The following is a 9,883-nucleotide window of genomic DNA, read 5'->3' as shown; positions in this document are numbered from 1 at the left end:
CCCGGACCGACATCAGCCCCCGTCAGGGCAGACAGAAGCACCTTCGGCGCGCACCACAGGATTTACCACGCCCCCGGCGCGCACCGAAGGTGCGCTGCGTCGCTGACCTGCGGAAACGTCAGGCGCTCCGGCGGTGGCGGAGCGGTTTCGCGCCCTGGGCGCCCGGCGCGCCGACGGCGTTCGCCCCCGCGTCGTCGGCCGGCCGTGAACGCCCCCTGACCGCCCGACGTATACGACGGGGTGAACGCCCACGTCCACCACCGGCCCGATGCCCGCGTGAGCTCATGACGGAGCGCGGGCACGGGAGCGGTGCCGGTGCGGGCCGGGCCGGCCACGCGGGGGCGTGCGCGCGGGCCGGTCTCTTCGCCGTGCTCGGAACGCCGCTCGCGGCGTTCGGGCATCACGCGATCGCCGACGGCGCCGTGCCGTGGCGTCCGGTCGCCCTGCTGATGGTGTCGCAGTTCGTGGTCGTGTGGCCCCTTGCCCGACGCCGCTGCACCCCCGTGGCGACGGTCGCGTGCATGCTGGCGGTCCAGGGCGTCCTGCATCTCACGATGTCCGCCTCGGCCGGAGACGGACACGCCTGGCACCACGGCGGCCCGGCCATGACGATCGCGCACACGCTCACCGCCCTGCTCGTGGCCCGGCTCGTGCACCGGGCCGATACGTGCGTGACCGGCGCCCTCGGCCTCCTTCGCACCCTGGCCCGGGCCACCGCGTCCGCCATGGCCGCGGTCCGGCCGCGGTCCGTCCGCGTCCCGGACCGCGCGCCGCCGCGCCGCTCCGGCGCTCCGGGTGCCGTTCACGACGGACCCGGGCGGCCGCGGGACCTCGTACTGGAACACACGGTGGTGCGCAGAGGCCCACCGGACGGGAAGCACCCACGGTCCCTCGCCGGCCCCGGCACGACCGGGTCCGGTCCTTCCCGTTCCAGCAAGGAGTTCCCCTGTGCCCATCCGTCGACCGGCCCGTGCGGGCCGCCGTGTCGCCGTCGTCGCCGCCGTCTCCCTGACGGCGGCCCTCGCGCTCGTCCCACCGGCGGCCGCGCACGCGGAGGTGGAGGCCGACACCCCGCGGGCCCTCGCGACCGACGTCACGCTCACCTTCGTGTCGGAGGCGGAGTCCCCCTCCGGGGGCTTCACCCGGCTGCGCGTCGTCCTGCCCGAAGGCATCGCGCCCGCTGACGTGCGGCTCGACGACGCCCCCGAGGGGTGGAGGATGACCGCGGCCGACGACGGCTACACCCTCGCCGGTCCGGCGCTCGATCCCGGTGTGGACGCCGAACACTCGATCAAGGTCAAGCAGCTCCCGGACGCGAAGGAGCTGGCGTTCAAGACCGTCGAGACCTACAGCGACGGCAAGGTCGCGCGCTGGATCGAGCTGTCCGACGGCGGTCCGGAGCCGGAGCAGCCGGCCCCGGTGCTGAAGCTCAGGGCGGCGGCCGCCGGTGCGGCGTCGCTCTCACCGGACCCCGCCGCCACCGGCGCGAGCCCGAGCGGCACTGCGGCGGCCGCCGGGACGCCCACGCCCCCGGCCGCGGACACCGCCGACGGGAAGGGCCCGGGTGCGTCGTCCGGTCTTGTCGTCGGTGGTGTCCTCGCGGTGCTGCTCGTGCTGGGCGGTGGTGCCTGGTGGCTGGTCGGGCGCCGTGCCGCCTCGGCGCGGGAGTGAGCGCGCGGTGGTGTGCCGTGGCGCCCGCCCGGCACACCACCTCCGGTGCGTCGGCTCCGGCGCGTGGTCCGGGACGTCGCCGAGGTGCGGGGACGCCGGGGTGCGGCGCAGCGCCGGGCGCCGCGCCCCGCCGAAGCCGGCGCCCACCGCCCCGGCTCAGCGGACGTACGGCGTACGGTGCGAGGCGGTGCTCAGCCGGATCCGGACGCGGGCCGTGCGGGGCGCCACGGTCCGGCCCGCCTCCTCGGTGAGCGCCTGCAGCGCGGGCAGCACGGCGGCGGGCGGGGTGTCCGCCTCCAGCCAGATCCGCAGGCCGACCTCCAGCCGGTCTCCGGCGCGGGGCAGTATCCGGGCGCGGCAGCGGGCCACGCCGGGCACGGACGCCGCGCGGCAGGACAGGGCCTCGGCGAGCGCCCGGGGGCGGACCGTTCCGCCGGGGGAGGCGACGGCGAGCCTTCGGCGTGGGCCGGAGCGGAGTTGAGCCAGGGCCCACCAGGTGAGCAGCACCGTCAGGGCGGTCGCCACGGCGAGGACGGAGGGCGTCCACCAGCTCTCGCCGCGCAGCCGCGTCAGTTCGCCCCGGTCCAGGAGGGCGGAGCCCGCGGCCGGGGCGGGCCACCAGGACGGCAGCCGGGCCGCGACCGCGGCGTCGGTGGCGGCGAGCCAGGTGCCGGCGACCAGGAGCCCGAGTCCGGCGGTGCCGAGGACCGTGCGGTTGACGGCCGTACGAGGACGCGGCATCACCGGCCGCCTTCCGTGGCGAGGCCGGAGACGGGCACCGGGTCGGCCGTGGCCCTGACCGCCGTGGACCCCTTGTCACCGCCCCCGGCTCGCGCGTCCCGCCCGCCCGGCCCCGGATCCAGCACGACGGACAGCCGCAGTCCGCGACGCAGCCGGCAGGCGGTCAGCGTGTCGTGTGCGGCCGCCGAGACGGCGGCATGCGCGGTCTCCCGGCCACCGAAGGCGACCCGGGCCCGGACCCTGGCCCGACGGCCCCGTACCCGCACCCGTACCGCCGTGATCCCCTCGACGCCCGCCACCGCGTCACGGACCAGGCCCGCCACCGCCGAGCGGTCCACCGTCGCGTCGAGCCGGGGGGTCCGGGTGTGCACCGTGCACTGGTGAGGGTGCCCGGGGGTGAGAGCGAGCACGACCATCCAGACACCGGCCAGGGCCGTCAGCCCACCCCCGGCGACCACGGCGGGGTCGCCGGGGCCGTGCCCGGACAGCCAGTGCACGGCCGCGGTACGCCATCCGCCGGCCGGCAGCCTCGCGAGGTGCACCCGGATCAGGTCGAGGGCCAGGGCACCGCAGGCCACGGCGGCGGCCCAGGCGAGCAGGGCGACCGGCACCCGGCGCTGCGACCACCGGCGCCGGGGCGTGCGGCGCCCGGCCGACGGCGGCGCGGCGTCCTGCGCCGGAAGGGGGAGCGCGGACGCGGAGGGCACGGCGAGCGAGGTGACGTGGATGCGTGCCACCGGGACGTGCAGTCCCGTCAGCCGGCCGGTGCGCCGCGCCACATGCCTCTGCACGTCCCGCACGGTGTCGGCCAGCGGCGCCGGATAGGGCAGCGTCACGCCGAGGGAGACCTCGGCCGTTCCGCCGCGCACGGAGGTCGCCGCGCCCGTCGTCCGCACCCGGTCCCGGCCGGGCAGGGCCTCGGTGGCGGCCCGCTCGGCGATCCGGCGCACGGCCCGCTCGGACACGGTGGTGGTGCCCCGCCGGGCCGCGGCGGTCATCGGCGGCTCCGCTCGAACGCGTCCCGCACGTCCTGGACGCCGCCACCGCCCTCGGCCCACCGGCCCAGGGCCCAGCCCAGGCCACCGAGCGCGGCCACGAGCAGAAAGGCCCCGAAGCCTCCGAAGTACCCGGCGAACGCCAGGGCCATACCCGCGATCATCCCCACGAACGGTGTGCGCATCCCCGTCCACCTCTCACCCGGATCCACTCCTGCCGGTCTGCGTGTGCGGACGCCGCTACTCCACGCGGGCGTCGGCCGCCGGCGCGGACTCCTCCTCGTCGGGCAGGCGGACGTCGTTGACCGTGACGTTCACCTCGACGACCTCCAGCCCGGTGATGCGCTCGACCGCGGAGACGACGTTCTCGCGCACGTCCCGGGCCACGTCCATGACGGGCACTCCGTACTCGACGACCAGGTCGAGATCGATGGCGGTCTGCCGCTCGCCCACCTCGACCTTCACCCCGCGCCCCACGTTGGGCCGGCCGCCGGGCACCCGGTCGCGGACGGCGCCGATGGTGCGCGAGAGGCCGCCGCCCATGTCGTACACGCCGGGGATCTCCCGGGCCGCGATGCCCGCGACCTTCACGACGACGACGTCGGCGATCGACGTCCGGCCCCGGTCGGCGGCCGGCTGGCCGGCGCCCGCCGTGCCGCCGGACACGGCCGTCGTGTTCTGCGCCGGCCCGCCCGTACGCGGCGCCGACACGTCCTTGACGGCGGGTGCGGTCTCTGTGGTCATGGCACATCCCTCTCTGTCGCTGCCGGGTTGCTCTCACTTCCTTGGACCCGTCCCGCCCGGATCTGTGACGCGGACATCCGGAGAACTTCACCTGGGGGAGGGGACCGGCGGCCGGACACGGCCGACGGCGCCGCCATCACGTCCGTCCATGGCGGCGCCGTCCCCCTGCCCCGCAGGCAGGCCCTGGTGTCAGCTGCTGGGCATCAGCACGCTGTCGATGATGTACACGTTCGCGTTGGCGGTCTTGACGTTGCCGCAGACGACCTTGGCGGACTTGTTGACGGTGTAGGACTCGCCGGAGCCGGACGTGGTGAGCTTCGACTTCTCCAGGGTGTCGAAGGAGCCGTTCTCCAGGTCCTTGGGCGCGAGCTTCTGGCCGACGACGTGGTAGGTGAGGATCTTCGTCAGCTCGGCCTTGTCGTTGAGGACCTTGTCGAGCGTGGCCTTCGGGATCTTGGCGAAGGCGTCGTTGGTCGGCGCGAACACCGTGATGTTCTGGGCGTTGTTGAGGGTGTCGACCAGCCCGGCCTTCTTCACCGCCGTCACCAGGGTGGACAGGGCCGGGTTGTTGGACGCGGCCGTGGCGACCGGGTCCTTGGCCATCCCGTCGAAGGAACCGGCGCCGCTGGTGGGCACCGCGGAGCAGGCGGAACCGAAGGGCTGGTCCGCCGAGGCGGTGCTGCCGGAGCCCGTCATGCCGTCGTCCGACGCGGAGGCGGACGCCGACGCCTTCGAGGAGGTGTCGGACTTGGCGGAGTCGCTGCCGCTGTCGGAGCAGGCGCTCAGGGCCAGCGGCAGGACGGCCGCCGCGGCCAGGGTGACGGCGGTACGGCGGATACGGGTGCTCATGGGGTTTCTCCTGTGGGTCACGGCAGCCGGTGCTGCCTTCCGGGGCAAGGGGACAGGTGGTCTTGGGGTTCAGTCGACGGTGACGACCACGGAGTGCCATCCGCTGGCGCCGTCGGGGATCGTGCGGGTGCGCCGGTCGGTCTGCACCTGGCCGGTGCGGTCCGTGGCCCGGACGGTGAGGGTGTGGCCGCCCTTGGTGGCCTGCCAGGGGAAGGACCACTGGCGCCAGGTGTCGGCCGTGTCCTCGGCGGCGAGGCGGGCCTCCTGCCAGGGGCCGTCGTCGACGCGGATCTCGACCTTGTCGATCCCGCGGTGCTGGGCCCAGGCGACCCCGGCGACCATGACCGTGCCGGCTTTCGGGCGGGCGAACGGCTTGGGCGTGTCGATGCGGGACTCGGTCTTGATGGGTGCCCTGCGCGCCCAGCCGCGCTTGACCCAGTAGGGGTCGTAGGAGTCGAAGGTGGTGAGCTCGATGTCCTTGATCCATTTGCAGGCGGAGACGAAGCCGTACAGGCCGGGCACGACCATGCGCACGGGGAAGCCGTGGGTGAAGGGCAGGGGCTCGCCGTTCATGCCGAGGGCGAGCAGCGCGTCGCGGCCGTCCATCAGGTCCTCGACCGGGCTGCCGATGGTCATGCCGTCCACCGAGCGGGCCACCAGCTGGTCGGCCGGGCCGCCCTTCGACGGGGGCTCGACCCCGCATTCGGCGAGCAGGTCGGCCAGGCGGACGCCGATCCAGCGGGCGTTGCCGACGTAGGGTCCGCCGACCTCGTTGGACACACAGGTCAGCGTGATGTCCCGCTCGACCAGCTCACGCCGCAGCAGGTCCTGGAAGGAGAGGGTGAGGGGCCGTCGTACGCCCTTGCCGTGGATGCGCAGCCGCCAGGACGTCGCGTCCACCTTGGGGACCACCAGCGCGGTGTCGACCCGGTAGAAGTCACTGTTCGGCGTGGTGAAGGCGCTGACCCCCGGGATGCGCAGCCCGGAGCCCTTGGGCACGGGGCGGGCGGGTGAGGACGGTGCGGGCAGCACCGTGTCGCGGCGGGAGGCGACCGCGCTCCGGGCCCGTGAACCGCTCAGCGACCGGCCCAGCACACCGGCGGCGGCCGACGCGGCGGCCGCCGCCGTCGCGGTGATCACGAACCCGCGCCGGTCCCATTCGGCGGCGGCGGGCGGTGTGCCCGGCAGGGGGGTGTCCGGAGCCCGGGGTGCGAGGCGACCGGCGAGCAGATACAGCAGACCGGCGCCGGCGACGGCGCCCGCCGTCGAGGGCAGGGCGTCGAGCACCCCGGTCGCGTCGGGCCTGTTCGTCGCCGCGACCGCGCCGACGGCACCGAACAGCAGTACCCCGGCCGCGCCCGTGCGCCGGAAGCGGAGCGCGACCACTCCCAGCAGCAGCGCGAAAATCTCGAGCACCGCGAGAATTCCGAGCTGGAGAACGAGTTTGTCGTCGGTGCCGAAATGCCGGATCGCCCAGTCCTTCACGGCGGCGGGCGTCCGGTCGATCGCGGCGCCTCCGACGGCCACGACCGGTCCGGCCTGCGGACGGACCGCACCCGCCACCAGTTCGGCGACCGCGAGCGCGGCGAAACCGGCCAGCGTGCCGCTGAGGGCTCCCAGCGCCAGCAGGCCCGGCCGGATTCGGCGTTGCGTCTCGTTCTCGGTCACGTGGGGAATCCGGTTCCGGAGTCCGGGCGGATTGGTCGTTCCCACGATCGAATGAATGGTCTTCCCGGACCAATCCACGGGTGCTTCGGCTACGGATCACAAGGAAATTCGAAGGAATTCGCCCGGCGTCGGTTCCCGCCGCCGGGTGGAATCGCGTCGTCCTCCCCGGGCAGCCGCGTCACAAGGGCGGCGGGGTGGTGTCCCACCTTCAGGAGACCGGACGAGAGGAGCCGCGCAGTGGCGGGGGCCCGCAGACCGAGCGCACCACCGGACACCAGGGACACCGGCGACGGCGGTGACGGCGTGGACGACACCGACGACGACCTGCTCGCGGTCCGCGCCGCGGAAGGCGACGAAGACGCCTTCGCCCTGCTCGTCCGGCGGCACGCTCCGGCGCAGATCCGGCTCGCCACGAGTCTGCTCGGCACCGCGAGCGAGGCGGAGGACGCCGTCCAGGACGCCTTCCTCAGCGCCTGGCGGCGGCTGCCGGAGTTCCAGAGGCGTTCCTCCTTCGGCACCTGGATGTACCGGATCGTCACCAACCGGTGCCTGAACGTGCTGCGGGCGCGCAGGCCGGCGGCCCCGCTGGAGGCGGCGGGGGACGTCGCCGCGGCCGAGCACAGCACCTCCCCGGTCCGTATCACCGAGGCCCGGGACGCGGTCCGTGAACTGCGGGAGGCGCTCGACCTGCTGTCGGCCGAACAGCGTGCCTGCTGGGTGCTGCGGGAACTGGACGGCCGGTCCTACGAGTTCATCGCGGACGCGGTCGGCATCAGTCAGGAGGCCGTCCGCGCCCGGGTCTTCCGCGCACGCCGTTGTCTGACACAAGCACTGGGGGCCTGGCGATGAACGCCCGCACCGACCCGCCGAACAGCTCCTCCGGTCAGGGGGGCGACGACGAACTCCTGCCGTGTGGAAGGCTGTTGTCGCAGACCTGGGACGCCTGGGAGCGGCGCACCGACGACGCCCACGCCCGCTTCTGCCCGCACTGCCGGCAGGCCGTGAGCGGACTCGACGAACTCGAGTCCGTGGTGCGCGGCCTGCGCCGGGAGGCGGCGGGCACCTCTCCCTACGATCCCGAGCCACTGACCCGACGCGTGATGGACGTCGTCCGCCTGGAACTGCGCCCGGGCCGCCCGCTTCCCCTCGGCGATCCCACCCACGGCCTGTGGATCATGGAGACGGTCGCGGCCCGCGCGGTGCGCGCGGCGGCCGAGAGCGTCCCCGGCGTGCGGGCGGGCTCCTGCCGTCTGCTGTCCGCGGGCGCGGACCAGGCCGTCGGGGTCCGCCTGGACATCCACGCGCCGGCCGGCGCTGCGCTGCCGGACATCGCCGCCCGGGTGCGCGAACGGGTGTGGGAGGCCGCGGACCGCGAACTGGGCATGGTCATAGCGGTCGTGGACATCCGTGTCACCGACGTGGTGCCCGCCCGGGCCGACGACGAGCAGGAAGGCCGTACGCCATGACCGCCCACCGCACGACCACCGCGCACGCGACGCTCGTGGGGGAGGTCGCCACCGTCGTGGAGAGCGTGCCGGGGGTGGCCTTCCTCAGGCCGGGGCTGGCCGACCGGCTGCGCTCGGCGCGGTCCCGGCCGGCGCCGCCCGCCGGCCGGGACCGGTCCGCCGGTGTGCGGTTGACCCTGCCGGACGACGGTGGCTCCTGGTGCGTCGAGATCCACGTCGTCGTGGACCGGCGGGCGCGGGCGCTCGACGTGGCCCGTGCCGTGCGGGCCGAGGTCGCGGGCCATCTGGCCGCGGTGGGGCCCGAGCGGCCCGCGCCACGGGTCACCGTGACGGTCACGGGCCGCGTCTGAGGACCCGGACCGGCGTCACACGTGCGGGGGAGGCACGGTGGCCACCAGGTGCTCCACGGCGATCCACACCCCGACCGCGGCGCTCATGAGCCGGAACCTGCGCAGCCGGCCGGGCGCGACCGGATCGGGTCCCGGGCCCACCGGCAGTCCGGCCGGCGCCGGGGCCCGTCCGGGCAGCACCGGCGTCTCGCCGGACGCCGGCCGCTCAGGGCGTCCGGTGACGGGCAGCGGGCGGGCGGCGGGAGCGGGCACGGCGCACGCGCGGCGTCGGGTGCGCGGGGACCGAGGCGCGCCGGAGGGCGGGCTGCCGCCGTCCGCCGGAGCGGGCACCAGCCCGTGCGCCAGACCACCGAGGAACGCGGCATAGGCGGCCCGGCGCCGACCGGTCGGTGAGGTACGGCCGGTTTCCCAGGACCGCACCGTCGCCGCGGTGACCCCGAACGACCGGGCCACCTGTTCCTCGGTGAGCATCCAGGCCCGCCGGAGCCTCACCCGCTCCTGCGGGGCCGGCAGCGGGGCCTTTCCGTCACGGCGGCGGGGATGGGACGGCATGGGGTGCGGAGTCGGAAGATCGATCGTCATGACCGTACGACAATCCGCAACCGCTCATGTGACGGGATGCGGCGAACAGCACCCGTATGCCGTAGCGGAGCCGGAGCCGGAGCCGGAGCCGGAGCCGGTCAGCCGGGGAAGCTCATCAGGGCGACAGGAGCGGAGGTGGGCTGCCGCGAACCGCCGGTGGGTTCGACCGTGACGCCCATGCCCGACGCCCCGTCGACGGCACCCGTCATCAGCACGGCCTGGTTGCCGCGGCCCGGGTTCATCAGTCCGGCCGGCCGCATGGTGCCGCCGTCGTCGAACCAGAGCTCGTACACCTTCCCGGCCGGTGGAGCGGTCATCCCGGACACCGTGAACACGGCTCTGTCCCGGCTGCGCGAGACGGTGACGGCACCGGTGGCGCCGCCGGCCAGTTCGGCGGCGCGGGTCCGGGCGTCCGGGGCGGCCAGCACGGCGGCGATCTCGTCCGAGGTCCGGGTGGCAGCGTGCGCCCGGGCGCGTGCGTCCTGTGCCTGCTGGTGCTGCCATACGGTCGTCCCGGCCAGCGCGGCCACGGCGGCGAGGCAGGCCGCCAGCGCCCACCGGGACAGCGCCCGGGCCCGCAGGCCGGCCCGGAGGACCCGCGCCGGAGCCGACCCGCCGGGTGTCTCCTGGCGGACGGTGCCGATCCCGCGCAGGACCCGCGCGCGCAGTTCCGGAGCGGGCCGGGCGGCGACCGCCAGCCCCAGCCGGGCGGCCGTCTCGCGCAGTTCGGCGGTTTCCTGGGCGCACGCCTCGCAGGTCGCGAGGTGGCGTTCGAAGGCGGCGCACTCCTCGTCGGACAGGGCGTGCAGGGCGTAGG

General features: G+C 75.3%; 12 protein-coding genes. 4 read left to right on the top strand and 8 right to left on the bottom strand.

Annotated features, from left to right (window positions below; genetic code table 11):
- Nucleotides 1-948: 948 nt before the first annotated feature.
- Entirely contained in the window at nucleotides 949-1,671 is a 723-nt protein-coding gene (locus ACIRPX_RS45665) for a DUF1775 domain-containing protein (protein WP_404206093.1), read from the top strand.
- Nucleotides 1,672-1,827: 156 nt separating this feature from the next.
- Here the strand turns inward: ACIRPX_RS45665 and ACIRPX_RS45660 are convergent, their stop codons facing one another.
- The 6 genes from ACIRPX_RS45660 to ACIRPX_RS45635 all read right to left on the bottom strand — a co-directional run bounded on the left by ACIRPX_RS45660 (nucleotide 1,828) and on the right by ACIRPX_RS45635 (nucleotide 6,668).
- Nucleotides 1,828-2,412: a hypothetical protein gene (locus ACIRPX_RS45660; RefSeq protein ID WP_404206092.1), complete on the bottom strand. Its 585-nt coding sequence runs from the start codon at nucleotides 2,410-2,412 to the stop codon at nucleotides 1,828-1,830.
- Entirely contained in the window at nucleotides 2,412-3,410 is a 999-nt protein-coding gene (locus tag ACIRPX_RS45655) for a DUF6286 domain-containing Asp23/Gls24 family envelope stress response protein (RefSeq protein WP_404206091.1), read from the bottom strand. The genes ACIRPX_RS45660 and ACIRPX_RS45655 overlap by 1 nt, the downstream gene beginning before the upstream one ends.
- Nucleotides 3,407-3,592 (bottom strand): hypothetical protein, encoded by a 186-nt coding sequence (locus ACIRPX_RS45650; protein ID WP_404206090.1) that lies wholly within the window; start codon nucleotides 3,590-3,592, stop codon nucleotides 3,407-3,409. Before ACIRPX_RS45650 ends, ACIRPX_RS45655 begins: the two co-directional genes overlap by 4 nt.
- Before the next feature lie 55 nt (nucleotides 3,593-3,647).
- A complete protein-coding gene (locus ACIRPX_RS45645; protein ID WP_404206089.1) occupies nucleotides 3,648-4,151 on the bottom strand; it encodes an Asp23/Gls24 family envelope stress response protein in 504 nt (167 codons plus the stop codon).
- A gap of 189 nt (nucleotides 4,152-4,340) precedes the next feature.
- On the bottom strand, nucleotides 4,341-5,000 hold the full coding sequence (locus tag ACIRPX_RS45640) for a fasciclin domain-containing protein (RefSeq protein ID WP_404206088.1): 660 nt from the start codon (nucleotides 4,998-5,000) through the stop codon (nucleotides 4,341-4,343).
- A 69-nt stretch (nucleotides 5,001-5,069) separates the two neighbouring features.
- Entirely contained in the window at nucleotides 5,070-6,668 is a 1,599-nt protein-coding gene (locus ACIRPX_RS45635; protein ID WP_404206087.1) for a sulfite oxidase, read from the bottom strand.
- Between the two features lie 237 nt (nucleotides 6,669-6,905).
- On the opposite strand from ACIRPX_RS45635, the gene ACIRPX_RS45630 reads away from it, so the two are divergent.
- From ACIRPX_RS45630 to ACIRPX_RS45620, 3 genes are read left to right on the top strand one after another with little or no spacing between them, the layout of a single operon-like run.
- Nucleotides 6,906-7,517, top strand: a complete 612-nt coding sequence (locus tag ACIRPX_RS45630) for an RNA polymerase sigma factor (RefSeq protein WP_404206086.1) — start codon at nucleotides 6,906-6,908, stop codon at nucleotides 7,515-7,517.
- On the top strand, nucleotides 7,514-8,134 hold the full coding sequence (locus ACIRPX_RS45625; RefSeq protein ID WP_404206085.1) for an Asp23/Gls24 family envelope stress response protein: 621 nt from the start codon (nucleotides 7,514-7,516) through the stop codon (nucleotides 8,132-8,134). Before ACIRPX_RS45630 ends, ACIRPX_RS45625 begins: the two co-directional genes overlap by 4 nt.
- Nucleotides 8,131-8,484 carry a hypothetical protein gene (locus ACIRPX_RS45620; RefSeq protein ID WP_404206084.1) on the top strand — a complete coding sequence of 118 codons (354 nt, stop codon included), beginning with the start codon at nucleotides 8,131-8,133 and terminating at the stop codon, nucleotides 8,482-8,484. Before ACIRPX_RS45625 ends, ACIRPX_RS45620 begins: the two co-directional genes overlap by 4 nt.
- Nucleotides 8,485-8,499: 15 nt before the next feature.
- Here the strand turns inward: ACIRPX_RS45620 and ACIRPX_RS45615 are convergent, their stop codons facing one another.
- Complete coding sequence (locus ACIRPX_RS45615; RefSeq protein WP_404206083.1) at nucleotides 8,500-9,066, bottom strand: helix-turn-helix domain-containing protein; 567 nt, start codon at nucleotides 9,064-9,066, stop codon at nucleotides 8,500-8,502.
- A 98-nt stretch (nucleotides 9,067-9,164) separates the two neighbouring features.
- Nucleotides 9,165-9,883: anti-sigma factor domain-containing protein (locus tag ACIRPX_RS45610; RefSeq protein ID WP_404206082.1), on the bottom strand; the 719-nt coding region annotated here is incomplete at its 5' end.

This window comes from Streptomyces sp. NPDC101225, from assembly GCF_044767585.1.
Classification (GTDB): Bacteria; Actinomycetota; Actinomycetes; order Streptomycetales; family Streptomycetaceae; genus Streptomyces.
Note: the sequence above shows the minus strand (reverse complement) of the source record. Positions and strands in the feature narration are given on the sequence as shown.